At 51.6% G+C, this 22,010-nt stretch carries 18 protein-coding genes; 15 read left to right on the top strand and 3 right to left on the bottom strand.

The features are described from left to right. Positions 1 to 264 precede the first annotated feature (264 nt). Positions 265 to 324: a type I toxin-antitoxin system Ibs family toxin gene (gene ibsA, locus ACVXHP_RS07850; RefSeq protein ID WP_103770573.1), complete on the top strand. Its 60-nt coding sequence runs from the start codon at positions 265 to 267 to the stop codon at positions 322 to 324. Positions 325 to 423: 99 nt separating this feature from the next. On the opposite strand, the gene yegD is transcribed toward ibsA, so the two are convergent. Further along, on the bottom strand, positions 424 to 1,776 hold the full coding sequence (yegD, locus tag ACVXHP_RS07845; RefSeq protein ID WP_447571230.1) for a molecular chaperone: 1,353 nt from the start codon (positions 1,774 to 1,776) through the stop codon (positions 424 to 426). Between the two features lie 136 nt (positions 1,777 to 1,912). On the opposite strand from yegD, the gene alkA reads away from it, so the two are divergent. Beyond that, the gene (alkA, locus tag ACVXHP_RS07840; RefSeq protein ID WP_447571229.1) at positions 1,913 to 2,782 is read left to right on the top strand and encodes a DNA-3-methyladenine glycosylase 2; all 870 of its coding nucleotides are present in this window, start codon (positions 1,913 to 1,915) and stop codon (positions 2,780 to 2,782) included. Here alkA and ACVXHP_RS07835 read toward each other — a convergent pair. Beyond that, positions 2,750 to 6,079, bottom strand: a complete 3,330-nt coding sequence (locus ACVXHP_RS07835; protein ID WP_447571228.1) for a diguanylate cyclase — start codon at positions 6,077 to 6,079, stop codon at positions 2,750 to 2,752. The two genes, alkA and ACVXHP_RS07835, sit on opposite strands and share 33 nt — an antisense overlap. Before the next feature lie 315 nt (positions 6,080 to 6,394). Between ACVXHP_RS07835 and udk the strand changes: the two genes are divergently transcribed. The 3 genes from udk (at position 6,395) to asmA (ending at position 9,588) form a co-directional block, all read left to right on the top strand. Further along, on the top strand, positions 6,395 to 7,036 hold the full coding sequence (gene udk / locus ACVXHP_RS07830) for a uridine kinase (RefSeq protein WP_003036776.1): 642 nt from the start codon (positions 6,395 to 6,397) through the stop codon (positions 7,034 to 7,036). 91 nt (positions 7,037 to 7,127) lie between these two features. Continuing rightward, on the top strand, positions 7,128 to 7,709 hold the full coding sequence (gene dcd / locus ACVXHP_RS07825; protein ID WP_003834269.1) for a dCTP deaminase: 582 nt from the start codon (positions 7,128 to 7,130) through the stop codon (positions 7,707 to 7,709). A 25-nt stretch (positions 7,710 to 7,734) separates the two neighbouring features. Beyond that, complete coding sequence (gene asmA, locus ACVXHP_RS07820; protein WP_447571227.1) at positions 7,735 to 9,588, top strand: outer membrane assembly protein AsmA; 1,854 nt, start codon at positions 7,735 to 7,737, stop codon at positions 9,586 to 9,588. A 44-nt stretch (positions 9,589 to 9,632) separates the two neighbouring features. Here the strand turns inward: asmA and ACVXHP_RS07815 are convergent, their stop codons facing one another. Beyond that, the gene (locus tag ACVXHP_RS07815; RefSeq protein ID WP_316128832.1) at positions 9,633 to 11,216 is read right to left on the bottom strand and encodes a TerC family protein; all 1,584 of its coding nucleotides are present in this window, start codon (positions 11,214 to 11,216) and stop codon (positions 9,633 to 9,635) included. 656 nt (positions 11,217 to 11,872) lie between these two features. Between ACVXHP_RS07815 and ACVXHP_RS07810 the strand changes: the two genes are divergently transcribed. The 10 genes from ACVXHP_RS07810 (at position 11,873) to gmd (ending at position 22,009) form a co-directional block, all read left to right on the top strand. Further along, positions 11,873 to 13,012 (top strand): polysaccharide export protein, encoded by a 1,140-nt coding sequence (locus ACVXHP_RS07810; protein ID WP_447571226.1) that lies wholly within the window; start codon positions 11,873 to 11,875, stop codon positions 13,010 to 13,012. Positions 13,013 to 13,017: 5 nt separating this feature from the next. Then, positions 13,018 to 13,467, top strand: coding sequence for a low molecular weight protein-tyrosine-phosphatase Wzb (gene wzb, locus ACVXHP_RS07805; protein ID WP_447571225.1), 450 nt, complete (start codon positions 13,018 to 13,020; stop codon positions 13,465 to 13,467). After that, a complete protein-coding gene (wzc, locus tag ACVXHP_RS07800; RefSeq protein ID WP_447571224.1) occupies positions 13,464 to 15,626 on the top strand; it encodes a tyrosine-protein kinase Wzc in 2,163 nt (720 codons plus the stop codon). Before wzb ends, wzc begins: the two co-directional genes overlap by 4 nt. A 181-nt stretch (positions 15,627 to 15,807) precedes the next feature. Continuing rightward, positions 15,808 to 16,650, top strand: a complete 843-nt coding sequence (gene wcaA, locus ACVXHP_RS07795; protein WP_042307450.1) for a colanic acid biosynthesis glycosyltransferase WcaA — start codon at positions 15,808 to 15,810, stop codon at positions 16,648 to 16,650. 2 nt (positions 16,651 to 16,652) lie between these two features. After that, positions 16,653 to 17,141, top strand: a complete 489-nt coding sequence (gene wcaB, locus ACVXHP_RS07790) for a colanic acid biosynthesis acetyltransferase WcaB (RefSeq protein WP_304700347.1) — start codon at positions 16,653 to 16,655, stop codon at positions 17,139 to 17,141. Continuing rightward, entirely contained in the window at positions 17,138 to 18,355 is a 1,218-nt protein-coding gene (gene wcaC / locus ACVXHP_RS07785) for a colanic acid biosynthesis glycosyltransferase WcaC (protein WP_447571223.1), read from the top strand. Before wcaB ends, wcaC begins: the two co-directional genes overlap by 4 nt. Further along, complete coding sequence (gene wcaD / locus ACVXHP_RS07780) at positions 18,330 to 19,547, top strand: colanic acid polymerase WcaD (RefSeq protein WP_447571222.1); 1,218 nt, start codon at positions 18,330 to 18,332, stop codon at positions 19,545 to 19,547. Before wcaC ends, wcaD begins: the two co-directional genes overlap by 26 nt. A gap of 5 nt (positions 19,548 to 19,552) precedes the next feature. Beyond that, positions 19,553 to 20,299, top strand: coding sequence for a colanic acid biosynthesis glycosyltransferase WcaE (gene wcaE, locus ACVXHP_RS07775; protein ID WP_447571221.1), 747 nt, complete (start codon positions 19,553 to 19,555; stop codon positions 20,297 to 20,299). Between the two features lie 9 nt (positions 20,300 to 20,308). Beyond that, entirely contained in the window at positions 20,309 to 20,863 is a 555-nt protein-coding gene (wcaF, locus tag ACVXHP_RS07770) for a colanic acid biosynthesis acetyltransferase WcaF (RefSeq protein ID WP_199950553.1), read from the top strand. Positions 20,864 to 20,887: 24 nt separating this feature from the next. Continuing rightward, positions 20,888 to 22,009, top strand: coding sequence for a GDP-mannose 4,6-dehydratase (gene gmd / locus ACVXHP_RS07765; RefSeq protein ID WP_447571220.1), 1,122 nt, complete (start codon positions 20,888 to 20,890; stop codon positions 22,007 to 22,009). Position 22,010: the final 1 nt, after the last annotated feature.

Here is a 22,010-nt window from a genome sequence, read left to right as displayed (position 1 = left end):
ATCCTGAAACGATTCGCGGAATGATACTAGTTTAGCCAGCGAACAAGGGAGAAAAATGGAGGAATTATGAAACACTGTCGGGATTCGTCTGAATGCCGATGCGGCTTTGCGAGGCGTTACGCAACATTTAGCGCTGAAAACGGCGAAGAAGAAATAGTGCGCTAGAGTGCGTTCAAGGCAAAAAGGAGGTAAGCCAGAGATTTCAGCGGGACGCTGGAACGGGAAAGCCCCTCCCGAGGAAGGGGCCAAAATAAGGAAAGGGTTATGATGAAGCACGTCATCATACTGGTGATACTCTTAGTCATTAGCTTCGCGGCTTACTAAGACACCAGGGGGAGGGGAAACCCTCCCTAACCCTCACTCCTGAAAATAAGCCACAGCAACGGTGATGTCAATACACACACCTTTCAGCTTGCGAGCGGCTTAGCGGAAAACAACCTCAGCCCAGCGGGCCAATCCTGCGGTAACGGAACCGAAATCATCGCCACCGGCAATTGGGATGCCCGGAAGCTGCGCTGCGAGAGCTTTTTTGATCAGTGGCGAACGCGCGCTGCCGCCGGTCAGGTAAATCACGTCCGGTTTTTCCTGCGCGTTTTCCAGCGCCAGTTGCACCTGCTCGAGAATACGCGCCAGGGGCTGATTGAGCGCAGTTTCCAGTCCGTGTTGACTGATATCGGTGGCCAGCGTTTCGCTGATAAACGGTATCGCCGCCGTAACTATGTTCTGGTCGGACAGCGCAATTTTGCTCTCTTCTGCGTTGCGCACCAGGCGGTAACTCAGACGCTCGCGCCAGACTTTGAGCAACAGCGCGACTTTATCGGCTTCCCGGGCGTCGCGCACAAGATCGTTCAGTAAGCGTCCGTTGGCGCTACTGTAGAACTCACTTTGCGCGGGGACATCGTTAATCGCGACCGCGTTCCACCAGGGCAGAATAGGTAAGGCGATGCCTTTTTCCGTTTCTCCACCCATGCCGAGGAGCGGCATCAAGTGTTTAAAGGCCAGCGCAATATCCAGATCGTTCCCGCCTACGCGACAGCCGCTGTGCCCCAGCAGACTGTTTTCGCGATCGGCGCGTTGATGCCATTGCGGTCCCATCAGCAACAATGAACAGTCAGTCGTACCCCCGCCGATGTCCACGACCAATACGCGTTTTTCTTCCTGCAGCGTGGCTTCGTAATCCAGGCCAGCCGCTACCGGTTCGTACTGAAAGACGACATCCTGAAAACCCGCGCGTTTTGCGGCGCGTTCAAGAATACCTTGCGCCTGGGTATTGGCGTCATCGCCACCTAAACCCTGAAAGTTGATTGGACGACCAATAACGGCCTGGGTGATGGCTTCCGGCAACTGGCTTTGTGCCTGATTACGAATATGCAGCATCATGGCGCAGACCAGATCCTCAAACAGTGCAACCTGCTGTGGTTTCAGACCGCTGGCGCCGAGAAAGGATTTTGGTGATTTAACGAAATACACCTCTTCCGGATCGTCAATATAGTGACCCAGCGAAGCCAGACCGAACTGCACGCTGTTGGCATTAACCTCGATATCTTCTTCGCGGTTATAGCGCATCGCACGGCGCAGCAGCGCCTGTGTTTCATCATCCGTGGTTGCAACGTCGTGATGGCGATACAGCCATTCGCTGACCGCTTCGCGCGTTGGCGCACAAAGCATTGAGGGCAGAAGCGTGCTGTTATTTTCCATTTTGAGCAAGTGTGGCTGCCCGTCTCGCATAACGGCCACTGAACAGTTTGCCGTACCGTAGTCAAAACCAATAAACACCGTAAAAATCCCCATGCCAGTGAAGAAGGGGCGTGACTTTAACGAAATGTTGACGTCCCGACAACTGGAATATGAAAGCAAGGCGTATCGTTTGAATACCGTTTATGCTGTAGGTTTGTTTGAAAAGGAAAACGCAATGTTCACGTTGAGTTGGCAACCGCCTTACGACTGGCCCTGGATGCTGGGGTTCCTGGCCGCCCGTGCGGTGGAAGGGGTAGAAACGGTGGGGGATCTGCATTATGTCAGAAGCCTGTCCGTCGGGAATCATCGTGGTCTGGTGCGCGTGATACCGGATCTACACACCCATCAACTACACGTGACGTTGAGTCAGGGGCTACAGCCGGTTGCCGCAGAGTGTCTGGCTAAAATGACGCGTTTATTCGATCTTACCTGTTGCCCGCAGCAAATCCTCAGTGCGCTGGGAAGTCTCGGGACAGCGCGTCCGGGACTGCGTTTGCCAGGCAGTGTTGATGCTTTTGAACAAGGTGTACGAGCTATTTTAGGGCAGTTAGTCAGCGTGGCTATGGCGGCGAAACTGACGGCGAAAGTGGCGCATACTTATGGGGAAACGCTGGAGGAGGCGCCAGAATATGTCTGTTTCCCCACCCCTGAAGCGCTCGCTGATGCCGATCCATTACACCTGAAAGCGTTAGGGATGCCGCTCAAACGTGCTGAAGCGTTAATTCATCTGGCTCGTGCGACGCTGGACGGAACGCTTGCGACGCAAGCGCCTGCCGATATCGAGCAAGGCGTCAAACATCTGCAAACGTTCCCCGGAATAGGGCGCTGGACCGCCAACTACTTTGCGTTGCGCGGCTGGCAGGCGAAAGATGTTTTTCTGCCGGATGACTATCTGATCAAACAACGTTTTGCCGGCATGACGCCCGCCCAGATACGGCGGTATGCAGAGCGCTGGAAACCCTGGCGCTCCTATGCGTTATTACATATCTGGTATACGGATGGCTGGCAGCCGTTAGTTGATGGCGAAATTACTGGTATTCAGTAGCAGATCCAGCGGTTGGGCGTCGGCAATGATATCGCCATAAATCATATCAATCCCGATGCCAGAAAGCGCATCCATGATCAGCGGCAACTGCACCGGGCCGGCGATGGTTTTAATGTCCAGACGCTGAGCATGGCCCTGGATAATGGACACCCACATTTCGTCAATCACGTTACCGTGGGCGCTGGCGCTTAGCTCGCTGTCGAGCAGAAGGTAATCAACCATGCGATACTTCAGGTTGTCAAACAGCTCTAAATCGCGACCGACATGACTTAAAATAATTCGACATCCGCACTGACGCAGTCGATGTAATGTGGATATAGCCTGAGTTGGGTTTGTTTTTATCACGTTAGACGGAACGGTCAGGTGCAGCAGTCGTGGTGGTAACGGACTTCTTTGCAGTTGCCCCAGCAGTTCGTCAACAAGTTCTGTATTCAGCAGCCCGGCGGCGGAAAGGGGCAGGGCAATGCTGAGTCCCTTACTGGCGACGGCCGGGGCAGCACTCTGGAAGAACTCGGTGAATACCCGGCGGTCAAGCGCCTGATTTAATGTAGGATCGACCAGCCCGGCACGGAAAGCGTGTTCTTCAATAATCTCCCCTTCAGCTGTCCCTAAACGCAGCGAGAGAAGCCAGAAGCTAAACGTCTCTGGTATACGCGGGGAGGCCACGCCCCTGGCGATGATTAACATTGGGTTGTGGGTAATGGTGTGTCTTTGTTCATCCAATGACAGTTGGCTTCGCGCAGCATGAGCCTCGCTTTGCTGGGGTTCATACACGCAGACTCGCCCACGTCCACTGTTCTTCGCCGCATAACAGGCAATATCCGCCTGAGACATGACGTCGCTGGCGACATGGTTTTTTTCATCAATTAGCGTAATCCCCGCACTGGCGCCAATACGGTGCAAGCGGCCTTCCCACATGAAATGATAATCGTTGATGGCGCTGATGATGCGACCTGAGATAAAGCGGGCGCTTTCGATATTACAATCCGGCAGCAACAGACCAAACTCGTCGCCGCCAAGGCGCGCCAGCATGTCGCTGGAACGCAGCATGCTCAGCATAAGTGAAGAGAGTTCGCGTAGCAGGGCATCGCCTGCCGCGTGACCGGCGCTATCGTTTACGGCTTTAAAACGATCGAGATCGATAAAAACCAAAGCATGCCGTTGGTGCGTGTCGTGAACCGTATGCAGTAACTGTTTGAGATGATTTTCGAAGCTGACCCGGTTTGCCAATTGCGTCAGATCATCATGCGAGGCGCTGTAGCTAAGTTGGCGCAGCATTTTACGTGACTCGGTGACATCCTGAATCACCAGCACCGAGCCAATGCTGCCGCCATCGAGAGTACTAAGGGGGGTGATGCTGTACTGAATATCATAACTGCTGCCGTTGCGACAATGCAGAACGACTTCCTGCTCGATGGCAGTACGCGACATGTCAGCACTGTAGATATTTTCCATCAGCGGACCGTTATCGCCAAAGGTAATACGCAATACCGTCAGCAGCGGAATGCCGATCGCACTTTCCTGCTGCCAGCCGCTCATCTTCTCGGCGACCGGATTCATAAAGGTCACGTTCATATCGACATCAATACAAATCACCGCTTCGCCAATCGAATCCAGCGTAATGTGCAGCCGTTCTTTTTCCTGATACAGCGCTTCGTTAAGCTGCTTCACCTCGGTCATATCCATATTGATGCCAAGGAAGCGTTCAACTTCACCGTCTTTATTCAGTACCCGGTTTGCCAGTGAGCGGATGTGCCGCACGCCATCTTTGACCGCAATACGAAACTCGAGCTTAAAGGGAGCACGAGCGGCCAGCGAATCGCGAATGACATTTTTAGCATGTTCACGATCTTCGGGCACAACGCAGTCATACCAGACTTGCCAACTGGGTTTGATATGCGCGGGGACTTCATAGAGATCAAACATGCGTTTATCCCAACTGATTACGTCAGGCTGCAGCTCCCATTCCCAGATGCCAATTCCCCCGGCTTCATTGGCGAGGGTAATGCGCTCCATCAGCCGTTTGTTAATCCACTCGGTATGCTTCAGATCGTTAATATCCTCAACCTGTGCAATAAAGTAGAGGGGGGTATTGTCGCTATGACGCACCAACGAAACGGCCAGCAAGGCCCAGACGACATCACCGGAACGCGTGTAATAGCGTTTTTCCATGGAGTAGCTGTTGATTTCCCCACGTGCCAGCATATCCAACTGTTCGAGATCATTATTCAGATCTTCCGGCCAGGTTAATTGCTGGAAGGTTAGCGAACGTAGCTCATCCTGGCTGTAGCCCAGAAACTGGCACAACGCTTTATTCGCCTGGAGCCATTGCCCCTCCGTCCCTACCAGCGCCATGCCAATCGCGGAATATTCCATGGCATTGCGAAAGCGCGTTTCGCTTTCAGAGATATGTTTGCGTTCGGCCCGAAACGCGTACATCACCATCGTCATCATATTGGCCGGCAGCAGGATCATCAAAAACGGCAGCCACGGCAGGCTGGTCATCAAGTTGGGTTTGGGGATGTAGAGCAGAGAAGGGTCTGCGGCCAACATCATCGAGACCATCATCACAGTGCTGAGGAAAATTAAAAATGCCTCCATTCGCGGCAACCGAACGGCGCTCCACATCAACAGGACGATAACGCAGGTAAAAGGCCATGGAAGATACATCATGGACAGCCAACTGAACGTTAAGGTCACCAGAAGTGTGATGACGGTTTCCAGCAGTAACCGCGGGTTGCGGTGGCGAAGCAGATAATGGGGCTTAAACAGCAAACCTAGCGGCACCAGCGCCAGCGCGCCGATGGATTCTGACAGCACCCAAATAAGGAAGGTATTTAACGAGGTTTCCTTTGGCAGCAATAACCACAGTAACAAGCCGCCCAACACTGGGGGAACCACGGCGCTACCAAATGCCAGGCGCGCCCAGTCGTTAAGATTTTGTAAGGGGTTGTACCAGGGCAGCAGTTTTCGCAATAGCATTGCGCCAACGACAGCCTCAATAATGTTGATAGCCGTATAGGTGAAGCTAAGCGATTCACCGGGGAAGAAGAGTAAGGACGCGCCGATATTACCAAATGAACAAGCCAGCGCGATTCCCGGCCACATCTTTCCCGCATGACGGTAAAAAGCCACCATCATGATTGACGTTGGGAACCAAAGCGGCGCCAGCTGCGCGCCGAAACGCGACAGTTCCAACGAGAATAGCGTAAAAATGAAAGCCACCAGACCTAAACTGGCCATGCGCAGTAGAGGATGAGGTAAGGTAACTAAAACATGTTGGGATTGTTTACTCATTACCACTCTACCCAAATAGCCGATGTCGCCCGGGAGATATGCCGGATACATCATGTTTAATCTGCGATTATGCTAGTACAAACAATTTACAATTTATACGCCAGCTGCTCATAAATTAACACTCTCAAGCTATTAATTCCTAAGGCTGATAGATAAATTTAGCACCTGCTTTAAAACTGATCATTTTAATTTGCGACAAGGAAAGCATTGGTGCAGGCTGGACTGGCATCGCGCCGCTGAAATCCCTATAATTGCCGCGTTTGGCGTTTCGACGCCGCCCTTCCTTACATCCAGGTTAATCAGGTCGCTAAATTTATGACTGATCAGTCCCATCAGTGCGTCATTATCGGCATCGCCGGCGCATCGGCTTCCGGCAAGAGTCTTATTGCCAGCACGCTTTATCGCGAATTACGTGAACAAGTCGGTGACGAACATATTGGCGTTATTCCCGAAGACAGCTATTACAAAGATCAAAGCCATCTGTCGATGGAAGAACGTGTAAAAACCAACTACGACCATCCGAACGCGATGGATCACAGCCTGCTGTTTCAACATCTGCAAACGCTTAAACGCGGAAGTGCCATTGAACTCCCCGTTTACAGCTATGTTGAGCATACGCGCACGCAAGACACTATTCATATTGAACCTAAGAAAGTGATCATCCTGGAAGGCATTCTGCTGCTGACAGACGCGCGTTTGCGTGACGAGATGAACTTCTCTATTTTTGTTGATACGCCGCTGGATATTTGCCTGATGCGCCGTATTAAACGGGATGTGAACGAGCGTGGTCGTTCTATGGATTCGGTGATGGCGCAATACCAAAAAACCGTACGTCCAATGTTCCTGCAATTTATTGAGCCTTCAAAACAATACGCCGACATCATCGTGCCGCGCGGGGGTAAAAACCGCATCGCCATCGATATTCTGAAGGCTAAAATCAGTCAGTTCTTTGAATAAGTTCAGCGAATTGTGTACCGTTCAGTGATAACCTGGTTCACCCTTAACGCACCTGGCATTAAGGGGTTGAAGCACGAAAGGAGAAAGTGCCATGCGTTTATGTGACCGAGATATTGAAGCCTGGTTGGATGAAGGTCGCCTGTCGATCACTCCACGCCCTCCTGTCGAGCGAATCAATGGCGCCACGGTAGATGTGCGTCTTGGTAACAAATTCCGTACGTTCCGCGGTCATACGGCGGCGTATATCGATTTGAGTGGACCGAAAGATGAAGTCAGCGCCGCGTTGGATCGCGTGATGAGCGATGAAATTGTCCTTAAGGACGGCGAGGCATTTTTCCTGCATCCGGGTGAACTTGCGCTGGCGGTAACGTTCGAATCCGTGACATTGCCTTCCGATCTCGTCGGTTGGTTAGATGGACGTTCTTCATTAGCGCGTCTGGGACTGATGGTACACGTTACCGCACACCGTATCGATCCGGGCTGGTCAGGGTGCATCGTACTGGAATTTTATAACTCCGGAAAATTACCGCTGGCCCTGCGTCCAGGCATGCCGATTGGCGCGTTGAGTTTCGAACCGCTTTCCGGTCCGGCTGCGCGACCTTACAACCGTCGTCAGGATGCAAAGTATCGCGATCAGCAGGGCGCCGTCGCCAGCCGGATCGATAAAGACTGAATGTTTTCAGTCCATTGGGGATAGCATGAGACGATTTCTGACAACGCTGATGATCCTTCTGGTCGTGCTGGTGGCCGGTTTTTCTGCGTTAGTACTGTTGGTGAATCCGAATGATTTCCGCGCGTATATGGTTAAGCAGGTTGCTGTGCGTAGCGGATATCAGCTGCAGTTGGATGGTCCTCTGCGTTGGCACGTATGGCCTCAGCTGAGTATCCTCTCGGGGCGCATGGTATTGACGGCTGAAGGTGCCAGCGAACCCCTGATTCGTGCCGACAATATGCGCCTCGACGTCGCGTTGTGGCCGTTGTTGAGCCATCAGCTCAGCGTGAAGCAGGTGATGCTCAAGGGAGCGGTGATTCAACTGACCCCGCAAACTGAGGCGGTGCGTGGACAAGATGCGCCCGTTGCCCCCAAAGACAATACGTTGCCCGATCTGGCGGAAGATAAAGGATGGTCATTTGATATCGCCAGTCTGCGCGTTGCCGACAGCGTTCTGGTATTCCAGCATGAAGACGACGAGCAGGTGACTGTTCGCGATATTCGTCTGGAGATGGAACAGGATAACCAGCACCGCGGTACGTTTGATTTCTCCGGGCGCGTGAACCGCGATCAGCGTGACCTTGCATTATCCTTAAACGGCACCGTCGACGCCTCCGACTACCCGCATAATTTGTCCGCTAATATCGAGCAGTTAAGCTGGCAACTGCAGGGAGCCGATCTACCGTCGCAGGGAATTAAAGGTGAGGGGCAGCTTCAGGCGCAGTGGCTGGAAGAGAAAAAACAGCTCTCGTTTAGCCAGATTCATTTGACCGCTAACGACAGCTCTCTCTCCGGACAAGCCCAGGTGTCGTTGTTAGATAAACCAGAATGGCTCGTCGATCTGAAATTTGGTCAGCTCAATCTGGACAATCTGCTTGTGCAACGCGATGCCGTGGCGGCGACAAACGGTGAGGTTCAGCAAGGTCAGAGTCAGGCGACGCTGGCGCGTCCCGTCATTGCTTCGCAGGTTGATGCCGTCTCTTACCAGGGACTCAAGGGATTCTCGGCAGACATCACGTTACAGGCTGACAAGGTATTGTGGCGTAAAATGGCCTTTGAGAATGTCTCGGCAAAAATAGACAACCAGTTCGGCTTACTGAAGGTCGTGCAACTGGAAGGGAAAAATGACGGGGGACATGTTTCGCTTCCCGGTACGTTGGACGCCAGAAAAGATGCACCGCGCGCAGTCTTTCATCCGCGGCTGGAAGGTGTGGAAATTGGCACAATCCTGAAAGCCTTCAACTACCCTATCGCGCTGACCGGCAAGCTGTCACTGGCGGGAGATTTTTCTGGCTCTGATATTGACGCCCAGGCGTTTCGTCATAGCTGGCAAGGACAGGCCCATGTCGATATGAGCGATACGCGAATGGAAGGGATGAACTTCCAGCAGATGATACAACAAGCCGTAGAACGCAGCGGGGGGGATGTTAAAACCCAGCAAAATCTGGATAACGTCACCCGACTGGATCGCTTTGTAACCGATCTGACGCTGGATAACGGCGAGCTTACGCTGGATAACATGGCCGGTGAGTCTGCGATGCTTGCGCTGACTGGCAAGGGGACGTTAGATCTGGTGAAGCAGAATTGCGACACGCAGTTTAACATTCGCGTGCTGGGCGGCTGGGATGGCGAAAGCAAGCTGATTAAGTTCCTGAAAGCCACGCCGGTTCCTCTCAGGGTTTATGGCCAGTGGCAGGCGCTGAACTATAACTTGCAGGTTGATCAGTTGCTGCGTAAGCATCTGCAGGATGAAGCGAAACGTCGTCTGAACGACTGGGCCGATCGCAATAAAGACTCCCGCAACGGTAAAGATGTTAAAAAGTTGCTGGATAAACTCTGATTCGAATTGCCGGATGGCGGCTAATGCGCCATCCGGCGGGTGATTTACACCTCGTAATCCATCTCTTCTTCACCGTGTAGCGGTATCAACTGGACTTTTTGCACGCGATGGTTTTCCACCTGCAAGGTTTTTAGCCGGTAGTCGCCAACCTGAACTTCCTCCCCGGTTTTCGGGATACGCTGTAAATATTCCATCAATAGCCCGGCAATGGTGTGATACTCACGTTTTTCATCTAACGGAATAGGGACGTACTGCACCAGATCTTCCAGCGGCATGTGACCGTTAGCCGTCCAAGAACCATCGGCATTTTTCTGAATATCATGGCGGGCATCAATCTCTTCTACCTCATTCGGCAGATTACCGGCGATGGTTTCCATCACGTCACTGAGCGTTACGATCCCTTCGACAGAACCAAATTCATCAGCAATAAAAGCGAAGTGCGTGCGGGCATTACGGAACTGCTCCAGCGCCGGAAGCAGCGGCAGGGTTTCCGGGAACACCAGCGGCTGACGAATCAGGACGCGTAAGTCGAGCGGCTCACCGCGCAGAGACTGCTGCAGCAGATCGATGACATGCACTACGCCCAGCAGCTCTTCCTGCTCGTCTTCGCCGGTAACGACCAGACGCGTATGCTGGTTTTTTTCCAGTAAAGCGCGAATTTCTGCTTCGGGTGCGTTGAGATCGACGTGCTCAATGTCGTGACGCGAGGTCATGATGCTGCTGACGGTACGCTGATTAAGATTCAGTACGCGCTCAATCATCCGCCGTTCCTGAGGCGCAAAAATCTGACCCTCCTGGTGATCCGCCAGCATAGCTGCGGTTTCGGCATCCAGTTCGGCATCTTCTTTTTGGCCGCTCAGCAGCCTCATCACCGCCTCGGCGGTGCGCTGGCGCAGGGTATGGTTAGCTGACAGGAAGCGACGGCGGTTAAAGATTGCCAACTGGTTTAAGGCTTCGATCATGACCGAGAAGCCGATAGCGGCGTACAGGTAACCTTTCGGGATACGGAAACCGAACCCTTCGGCGACCAGGCTGAAACCAATCATCAGCAGGAAGCTCAGGCACAGAATAACGATGGTTGGGTGGCTATTGACAAAGCGAGTCAACGACTTGCTGGCGAGCATCATCAGGCTGATGGCAATAATCACCGCCGCCATCATCACCGCCAGGTGATCGACCATCCCTACGGCTGTAATAACGGAATCCAGAGAGAAGATGGCGTCCAGCACCACAATTTGCGCAACCACCCCCCAGAACTTAGCGCCTTTACGCTGGGTGGGATTATCACTGTCTTTTCCTTCCAGCCGTTCGTTTAGCTCCATTGTGGCTTTAAACAACAGGAAGAAACCGCCGAACAGCATGATCAGATCGCGTGCGCTAAAGCTGAGGCCGCGAATGCTGAACAATGGCGTAGTCAGCGTCACCAGCCAGGATATTGATGCCAGCAGCAACAGTCGCATGACCATCGCCAGCAGGAGCCCGGTAATACGCGCCTTATCCCGCTGGGCAGGAGGGAGTTTCTCCGCGAGGATGGCAATAAAAACAAGATTATCAATGCCAAGAACAAGTTCGATCACGATTAGCGTGACGAGTCCGGCCCAGATTGACGGATCGGCAATCCATTCCATAGTAAATGCTATACCCATAGTTGTATGACAATTGTCACAATTCGATCATGGGTAAAACTGGCGGAAAATGCAATGCCGGAAAGGGATTTCTCTGGCGGTTATATCAGGGGAACTGCGGGATAATAGCCGTAATGTAACTACAGGAAATAATTTTCTTCAGCCAATTATATTTAGGAAATATCGCAGGTGGTGTATTTATTTAGTAATGCTGTCAATATCGAGAAAATCCTAAAAATATATAAATTCCACTCTTAATATTAATCTTAAAAGCAAGTGAGCGGAGGCTTGTTATCTTGCCTGCTATTCACTTAGCTGCAACAATTCTTGCGGTAATAATCAAAAGATAAATATTTGTTCATCAACCAGTGGCGTTATTCCCAATGCGTTGCTGTTCTGAATGTGATGAAAATAAAGGAGAAGATAAAAATTTAAATTAATCAGTGCATTGGTAGCTAATGAAGCCAGGGGCGGTAGCGTGTCTGGTCGCCTGAAGACAAGCCTAAATTATTCTGTCAAGAGATCGCAGATGAATCCATTATTTTTAGGACTGATGCCAGTTAAATTTCTTTTCAATTAACGGCAAGGTAAATATGTACAGGCGAGGCCGCTATTTAGATCGCACGTGATAATTACTCTGCCAAAGTGATAAATAATCAATGATGAAATCCAAACTTAAATTGATACCGGTCCTGGTATCGGTAATCTTGATAAACGGTTGTACCGTGCTTCCGGGCAGCAATATGTCTTCCATGGGCAAAGATGTGATTAAACAGCAGGACGCTGATTTTGATATCAATCGGATGGTGAATGTTTATCCACTGACCCCGCGGCTGGTCGAGCAATTACGTCCTCGTCCGAATGTTGCGCAGCCTAACATGTCGCTGGAGCAGGAGATCGCAGGATATCAGTATCAGGTCGGTCCAGGCGATGTCCTGAATGTGACCGTCTGGGATCATCCTGAACTCACGACTCCGGCCGGGCAGTATCGTAGCTCAAGCGATACCGGCAACTGGGTGCAGCCGGATGGCACCATGTTTTACCCCTATATTGGCAAAGTCAGCGTGGTGGGAAAAACGTTGGCAGAAATTCGTAGTGATATTACCGGGCGCTTAGCGAAGTACATCGCTGACCCGCAGGTGGACGTTAATATCGCCGCTTTCCGCTCGCAGAAGGCTTATGTATCCGGGCAGGTAAACAAATCTGGCCAGCAGGCCATCACCAACGTACCGCTTACCATTCTTGATGCCATTAACGCCGCAGGCGGTCTCACCGAGGCGGCTGACTGGCGCAATGTTGTACTGACTCACAACGGGCAGGAGCAACGTATTTCACTGCAAGCGCTGATGCAAAATGGCGACCTGAGCCAGAACCGTCTGCTCTATCCTGGCGACATTCTGTTTGTGCCGCGTAATGACGATCTGAAAGTCTTCGTGATGGGGGAAGTGAAAAAACAGAGCACCCTCAAAATGGACTTCAGCGGCATGACGCTCACCGAAGCGCTAGGCAATGCGGAAGGTATCGATCTGACCACCTCCAACGCCAGCGGCATTTTCGTTATTCGTCCGTTGAAAGGCGAAAGCGGGCACAACGGCAAGATCGCCAATATCTATCAGCTTGATATGTCCGATGCGACTTCGCTGGTGATGGCGACGTCATTCCGACTCCAGCCTTACGATGTGGTGTATGTCACGACCGCGCCGGTTGCTCGCTGGAACCGTTTGATCAATCAGTTGCTGCCGACCATTAGCGGTGTTCGCTATATGACGGACACGGCCAGCGACCTTCACAACTGGTAATCGTCATGTTTAACAAAATATTAGTTGTCTGTGTGGGGAACATTTGCCGTTCCCCAACGGCGGAACGCTTGTTAAGGAAGTTTCATCCAGCGTTGACGGTCTCTTCTGCGGGTCTCGGGGCGCTGGTGGGTAAAGGTGCAGATCCCTGCGCTATCAGCGTCGCGCAGGCGCATAACCTGTCACTGGAAAATCATTGTGCCCGGCAGATCTCAGGACGCATGTGCCGGGAGTATGACCTGATCCTGACTATGGAAAAACGCCATATCTCAGCCCTGTGCGAAATGGTGCCGGAGATGCGCGGCAAAGTGATGCTCTTTGGTCACTGGGACAGCGAACGTGAAATTCCCGACCCATACCGTAAAAGTCGGGATGCGTTTGACGCGGTGTACGCATTACTTGAACGATCTGCCCGCCAATGGGCTCAGGCATTGAACGCGGAGCAGGTAAAACAATGACAGAAAAAGTAAAACAGTCCGCCGTGCCGGTTACGGGCAATGATGAAATCGATATTGGCCGTCTGGTAGGGACGGTGGTGGAAGCTCGCTGGTGGGTACTCGGCATTACCGCAGCTTTTGCCGTGTGTGCGGCGGTTTACACGCTGTTTGCCACGCCGATCTACAGTGCGGATGCGCTGGTGCAAATTGAACAAAATACCGGGAATTCCCTGGTGCAAGATATTGGCTCGGCGTTGTCGAATAAGCCGCCGGCTTCTGAAGCGGAAATTCAGCTTATTCAGTCACGGCTGGTACTGGGAAAAACGGTAGACGATCTCAACCTGGATATCGCGGTGACGAAAGATACGTTTCCGATTTTTGGCGCCGGCTGGGATCGGTTGATGGGCCGCCAGAATGAAACCGTTAATGTCACCACATTCACGCTGCCAAAGGCGATGAAAGAACAGACCTTTACGCTAAGCGTGCTGAACGATAAAAGTTATCAATTAGTCAGTGACGGAGGATTTAGCGCCCGCGGTCAGGTTGGGCAATTGTTGAATCACGATGGCGTGACGATGCTGGTTGAGGCGATTCATGCCAGTCCAGAGAGCCAATTTACCGTCAGCAAATTTTCCACATTGGGCATGATTAACACCCTGCAAAATAACCTGATGGTGACAGAAACCGGCAAAGATACTGGCGTATTGAGCCTGACTTTTACCGGCGAAGACCGCGAACAAATCCGCCAGATCCTTGACAGTATTACCCGCAACTACCTGCAACAAAACGTAGAGCGTAAGTCAGAAGAGGCCGCTAAAAGTCTGGCGTTTCTGGCAAAACAGTTGCCCGAGGTGCGTAACCGTCTGGACGTTGCCGAAAATAAGCTGAATGCCTTCCGCCAGGATAAAGACTCCGTGGATTTGCCGCTGGAAGCTAAAGCGGTGCTGGATTCCATGGTAAATATCGATGCGCAGCTCAACGAACTGACCTTTAAAGAAGCGGAGATTTCCAAGTTATTCACCAAAGCTCACCCGGCGTACCGCACGTTGCTGGAAAAACGCCAGGCGCTGGAAGATGAAAAAAGTAAGCTGAACGGGCGTGTGACGGCAATGCCGAAAACGCAGCAGGAAATTGTCCGGTTGACCCGTGATGTGGAGTCCGGTCAGCAGGTCTATATGCAGCTGTTAAATAAGCAACAGGAACTGAAGATCACCGAGGCAAGTACGGTCGGAGATGTGCGCATCGTCGATCCCGCGATTGCCCAGCCTGGTGTGCTGAAGCCGAAAACGACACTGATTATTCTCGGCAGCATTATTCTTGGTTTGATGCTTTCGGTAGTAGGCGTACTGCTGCGTTCCCTGTTCAATCGCGGTATTGAAAGCCCGCAGGCGCTGGAAGAGCATGGAATCAGCGTGTATGCCAGCATCCCGCTTTCAGAATGGCAAAAAGCGCGCGATAACGTCCAGACGATTAAAGGTGTGAAGCGCTACAAACAAACCCAGTTACTGGCGGTGGGGAATCCAACGGATCTCGCCATAGAAGCGGTCCGTAGCCTGCGTACCAGTCTGCACTTCGCCATGATGCAGTCGCGCAACAACGTGTTGATGCTGACCGGCGTCAGTCCGTCGATAGGTAAAACATTTGTCTGCGCCAACCTGGCGGCGGTCATTAGCCAGACCCACAAGCGCGTGCTGTTGATCGACTGTGACATGCGTAAAGGCTATACCCACGAACTGCTGGGGACCAATAACGTCAACGGTCTGTCTGAGATCCTCGTCGGTAAGGGGGATATCTCCTCCAGTGCGAAACCGACCTCCATTGCGAATTTTGATCTGATCCCTCGCGGCCAAATCCCCCCTAATCCTTCAGAGCTTCTGATGAGTGAACGCTTTGGCGAACTGATTACGTGGGCCAGCGAGCACTATGACCTGGTGCTGATAGATACACCGCCAATACTGGCGGTGACCGATGCGGCGATTGTTGGGCGTCATGTTGGTACCACGCTGATGGTGGCGCGTTATGCAGTCAATACGCTGAAAGAGGTGGAAACCAGCCTGAGCCGGTTTGAGCAAAACGGCATTCAGGTGAAAGGGGTGATCCTGAACTCTATCTTCCGCCGCGCCAGTGGCTATCAGGATTACGGTTACTACGAATACGAATACACGTCGGATTCGAAATAGATAACGCACATTGCCGGATAGCGGCCCACAAAAACATATTTATACCCTAAATAATTCGAGTTGCAGGAAGGCGGCGACGCAGCGAATCCCCAGGAGCTTACTTAAGTAAGTGACTGGGGTGAGTGAGTATAGCCAACGCACATGCAACTTGAAGTATGACGGGGATATATGGGAAACGAAAATGACGACAGAAAACCCACTCATTTCAATTTACATGCCAACCTGGAACCGCCAACAGTTGGCCATTCGGGCGATTAAATCGGTGTTGCGGCAGGACTATCCTCACTGGGAGATGATCATCGTCGATGACTGTTCTTCTTCATATGAGCAACTACAGCAGTTCGTTGAAGAACTCAACGACCCACGCGTGTGCTATACGCATAACGCGACGAACTCCGGGGCCTGTGCGGTGCGCAATCAGGCCATCATGCAGGCCAGTGGGCAATATATTACGGGTATTGATGATGATGATGAATGGACGCCGAATCGCCTGAGCGTGTTTCTGCAACATCGTCATCAGCTGGTCACGCACGCGTTTCTGTACGCCAATGATTATGTTTGCGAAGGCGAAGTGTATTCGCAACCAACCAGTCTGCCGCTCTATCCGAAGTCAGTTTACTCCAGACGCAAGTTTTATAAGCGCAATATTATTGGTAATCAGGTGTTTACATGGGCATGGCGTTTTAAAGCATGCCTGTTCGATACCACACTGAAAGCCGCGCAGGATTATGACATTTTCCTCAGGATGGTGGTGGCGTACGGCAAACCGTGGAAGGTGAAAGAGGCGACGCAGATCCTGCATGTGAACCACGGTGAAATGCGCATTACCTCATCGCCGCATAAATTCTCCGGCTACTTTCAGTTCTATCGCAAGCACAAAGGTAAGTTTGACCGGGCGAGTAAGAAATATCAGCTGTTTACGCTCTACCAGATCCGCAATAAACGAATGAACTGGCGCACGCTGCTGACGTTGCTTTCCATTCGCAACAGTAAGCGTCTGGCCGACGGACTGCGAGGACGCTAAATATGCTGGAAGATTTACGCGCGAACGGCTGGAGTCTGCGTCCCTGCTGCATGGTAGTGGCCTATCGGATTGCCCATTTTTGCTCCGTCTGGCGTAAAAAAAATATCTTGAACAACCTGTGGGCTGCGCCGGTGCTGGTGCTGTATCGCCTGATCACTGAATGTCTGTTTGGCTATGAAATTCAGGCTGCTGCATCTATCGGTCGTCGTTTGACCATCCATCATGGTTATGGCGTGGTGATCAATAAACACGTGGTGGCAGGGGACGATTTAACCCTGCGCCACGGTGTCACCATCGGCAATCTTGGCGACAAAGATCCGTCCTGTCCGGTCATCGGCAACGGTGTCGAGCTGGGGGCCAACGTCACTCTGCTCGGCGATGTCGCGATTGGCGATAACGTGACCATTGGCGCCGGGAGCGTGGTGGTGGATAGCATCCCCGACAACACGCTGGTGGTGGGCGAGAAAGCACGAGTCAAGGTAACAAAATGAATATCTTACAATTTAATGTGCGACTCGCAGAAGGTGGAGCCGCAGGCGTGGCGTTAGATCTGCATCTTCGCGCGTTGGAGAAAGGACTGTCGTCGCGCTTTGTGTACGGCTATGGCAAAGGTGGCAAGAAAAGCGCCAGCCACGGGAATTATCCGCATGTTATCAAACATACGCCGCGTCTGACATCGGTGGCGAATATTGCGCTATTTCGTTTCGCTAACCGCGACCTGTTTGGCAATCTCAACAATTTATACCGAACGGTGACCCGCACTTCCGGCCCACTGGTGCTGCATTTTCATGTGCTGCACAGCTACTGGTTGAACCTGGAAGAGGTCGTGACCTTTTGCCAAAAGGTGAAGGCGCATAAACCGGACATCACCTTTGTCTGGACGCTGCACGATCACTGGAGCGTGACCGGGCGCTGTGCTTTCACCGACGGTTGCGAAAGCTGGAAAACGGGCTGCCAGAAATGCCCGACACTGAGTAACTATCCGCCGGTCAAAATTGACAAAGCCCATCAGCAATTGCCCGGGAAACGGCAGATGTTTCGCGACATGTTAGCGCTTGGCTGCCAGTTTATCTCTCCTAGCCAGCATGTGGCCGACGCGTTCAACAGCCTGTATGGCGTGGGGCGCTGCCGCATTATTAACAATGGTATTGATGTGGCAACTGAAGCCATTCTTGCCGACCTGCCCGCCAAACATGAGCCACAGGGCAGACCGAAAATCGCTGTGGTGGCTCATGACCTGCGCTATGACGGTAAAACCAATCAGCAGTTGGTGCAGGAGATGATGGCGATGGGAGAAAAAATTGAGTTGCATACCTTCGGCAAATTTTCGCCCTTTGTTGGCGATAACGTCATCAATCATGGCTTCGAAAGCGACAAGCGCACGTTGATGAGCGCGCTTAACGAGATGGATGGCCTGGTGTTTAGCTCCCGCGTTGATAATTACCCACTGATTCTGTGCGAAGCGCTTTCCATCGGCGTTCCGGTGATTGCTACGCACAGCGAGGCGGCACGGGAGGTGCTGGCGAAAGCGGGCGGCAAAACGTTCAGTGAAGCGGATGTATTGCGGCTGGTACAACTGAAAAAATCAGACATCGCGCAGGCGGTATTCGACACCTCACTTGCCGCGTTCAGCCAGCGCAGTCGGGTGGCATACAGTGGGCAACAGATGCTGGAGGAGTATGTCTCGTTCTATCAGAATCTGTAGCTATCTGCTGCTACCGCTACTTTATCTGCTGGTTAACGTCAAACTTGCCCAGCTTGGCGAGAGCTTCCCGGTAACGATCGTCACCTTCTTGCCCGTTCTACTGTTGCTGTTTGTCGAGCGCATCAATATTAAAAAGTTAATGATTGCGCTGGGCGTGGGGGGAGGGTTGACGGCGTTTAACTACCTGTTCGGTCAATCGCTGGATGCCAGTAAGTACGTAACGTCCGCGATGCTGTTTGTCTATACCGTGGTGATTATTGGCATGGTGTGGAGCATTCGCTTCAAAACCATTTCGCCGCATAACTACATTAAGATCCTGCGCTTTTTCTGGCTGGTCGTCGGGCTGGTGGTGGGGTTAGCGGCAGTTGAAATGGCGCAGATCATTCTCAGCGGCGGCAGCAGCTTAATGGAAGTTATTTCGAAATATCTTATTTACAGTAACAGCTATGTTCTGAACTTTATTAAGTTTGGCGGGAAACGCACCACCGCGCTTTATTTCGAACCGGCATTCTTCGCTCTGGCGTTAATCTCAATTTGGCTCAGCATCAAACAGTTTGGTATCAAAACGCCTAAGTCCGATGCTATGATTCTGGCAGGGATAATATTATCAGGTTCGTTTTCAGGGGTAATGACGTTTATTTTGTTTTATCTCCTGGAGTGGGCATTCCAGTACCTGAATAAGGATGCGATAAAAAAGAAGATGCCGCTGGCGATAATCTCATTAAGCGTGTTTTTAGTCGGTGTGATATTTGCGTTTCCGTACATCGCAACGCGCCTTGGCGATTTAGGTACCGAGGGGTCATCATCGTATTATCGAATCGTAGGGCCGTTAGTGATGGTCGGTTATTCGCTAATGCATGTTGATGGAGTAGTAAGATTCGGTTCGCTTTATGAATATGTTGCATCATTCGGAATTTTTAACGGTGCGGATGTGGGTAAAACGATAGACAATGGTTTGTATCTGCTGATTATTTATTTTTCGTGGTTCGCCGTCATATTAGCCCTGTGGTACATGGGGAAAGTCATCAAGATGATGATCAATGCTTTTGGTGATAATCAGAATTATCGGGTGCAGCTTTATCTTTTTACGCCGTTGTCACTGTTTTTTACAGGGTCAGTATTTAGTCCGGAATACGCATTTTTAATTGTATGTCCGTTTATTTTGCGCAAGGCGCTGAATATCGCGAGGTAAATCACATGCTGCTCAGTATTATTACCGTCGCCTTTCGCAATCTGGAAGGGATCGTCAAAACTCACGCCTCGCTGGCACACCTGGCGCAGGCAGGCGAGATCAGTTTTGAGTGGATTGTTGTTGATGGCGGCTCCTCTGACGGTACGTCGGCGTTTCTTGAAGGTCTCGGTGATGAACACCGGCTACGGTTTGTCAGCGAACCGGATAACGGCATTTATGATGCGATGAACAAAGGCATCGCCATGGCGCGCGGACGCTTTGCGCTGTTCCTCAACTCCGGGGATATTCTGCATGCCGATGCGGCTCAGTTTATCCGCCAGTTAAAAACGCAGAGTGATAAAGCCATGGTTATCGGCGACGCATTGCTGGATTTTGGCAATGGCAACAAAATTAAGCGCCGGGCAAAGCCGGGTTGGTATATTTATCACAGCCTGCCCGCCAGTCATCAGGCCATTTTTTTCCCGCTCTCCGGACTGAATGTCTGGCGTTATGATTTGCAATATAAAATATCCTCCGATTACGCGCTGGCCGCCAGGCTATATAAATCTGGTTACGCTTTCAAAAAACTGGAAGGGCTGGTGTCGGAGTTTTCGATGGGCGGGGTGTCAACGACGAATAATCTGGAATTATGCCGCGATGCAAAAAAAGTTCAGCGGCAGATATTACATATGCCAGGTTTTTTGACTGGGGTTTCTGAATATTTACGGTTGCGTACAACTGGTAAAACAAAAACCTTATATGGCAAAACGTAAGGGCACATTATGCAGGATTTAAGCGGCTTCAATGTGCCGAAAGGTTTTCGCGGTAGCGGTGTCATTAAAGTGCAATTATGGTGGGCTGTACAAGCAACACTGTTTCGCTGGTCACCCCAGGTAATGTATCGCTGGCGTGCATTTTTATTAAGAATGTTCGGCGCGAAAATAGGAAAAAACGTAGTTATTCGACCTTCAGTAAAAATTACTTATCCGTGGAAATTAACCCTGGGAGATTATGCCTGGGTGGGTGATGACGCGGTCTTATATACGTTGGGGAATATTACGATTGGCGCACACGCGGTTATTTCGCAGAAGAGTTATTTATGTACCGGAAGTCATGATTACGCCAGCCAACATTTTGATATTAACGCCACACCGATTGTGGTTGGCGATAAATGCTGGCTAGCGACAGATGTCTTTGTCGCGCCAGGCGTGACGATTGGCGATGGCACCGTCGTCGGAGCACGAAGCAGCGTATTTAAATCGCTGCCAGCAAATGTCGTTTGTCGGGGAAACCCCGCGGTAGTCACGCGCGAACGCGTCGAGAAAGTTACTCCCTGAGGGGATCATTGAAGAGGTAATAACATGTCAAAAGTCGCTCTCATCACTGGCGTAACCGGGCAGGATGGTTCTTACCTGGCAGAATTCCTGCTGGAAAAAGGGTATGAAGTACACGGCATTAAGCGTCGCGCTTCATCATTCAACACCGAACGTGTGGACCATATCTATCAGGACCCACACTCAAGCAATCCCAAATTCCATCTGCACTATGGCGATTTGACGGATTCATCCAACCTGACCCGTATTTTAAAAGAGGTCCAACCGGACGAGGTCTATAACCTGGGCGCCATGAGTCATGTCGCGGTGTCGTTTGACTCACCGGAATACACCGCGGACGTTGATGCGATCGGTACGTTGCGTTTGCTGGAGGCTATCCGCTTCCTCGGTCTGGAAAAGAAGACCCGTTTCTATCAGGCCTCCACTTCAGAACTCTACGGCCTGGTGCAGGAAATCCCGCAGAAAGAGACCACGCCGTTCTACCCGCGCTCGCCTTATGCGGTAGCTAAGCTCTACGCCTACTGGATTACCGTTAACTACCGCGAATCCTACGGTATGTATGCCTGTAACGGCATTCTGTTTAACCACGAATCTCCACGCCGTGGTGAAACTTTCGTCACCCGTAAAATCACCCGCGCCATTGCCAATATCGCTCAGGGTCTGGAGTCGTGCCTGTACCTGGGCAACATGGATTCGCTGCGTGACTGGGGGCATGCCAAAGATTACGTCAGGATGCAGTGGATGATGCTGCAGCAGGAGCAGCCGGAAGATTTCGTCATTGCTACCGGCGTGCAGTATTCCGTGCGTCAGTTTGTAGAAATGGCGGCGGCGCAACTGGGTATCAAACTGCGTTTTGAAGGTGAGGGCGTGAATGAAAAAGGCATTGTGGTTTCCGTGACCGGACACGATGCGCCGGGTGTGAAACCTGGGGACGTGATAATCGCCGTCGATCCGCGCTATTTCCGTCCGGCAGAAGTAGAAACGCTACTGGGTGACCCGGCTAAAGCACATGAAAAACTCGGCTGGAAACCGGAAATTACGCTGCGTCAGATGATCTCTGAAATGGTCGCAAACGACCTTGAAGCGGCGAAGAAACATTCCCTGCTGAAGTCGCACGGTTACGAGGTCGCCATCGCGCTGGAGTACTGAG

Source organism: Citrobacter freundii complex sp. 2025EL-00176 (assembly GCF_053309355.1).
Note: the sequence above shows the minus strand (reverse complement) of the source record. Positions and strands in the feature narration are given on the sequence as shown.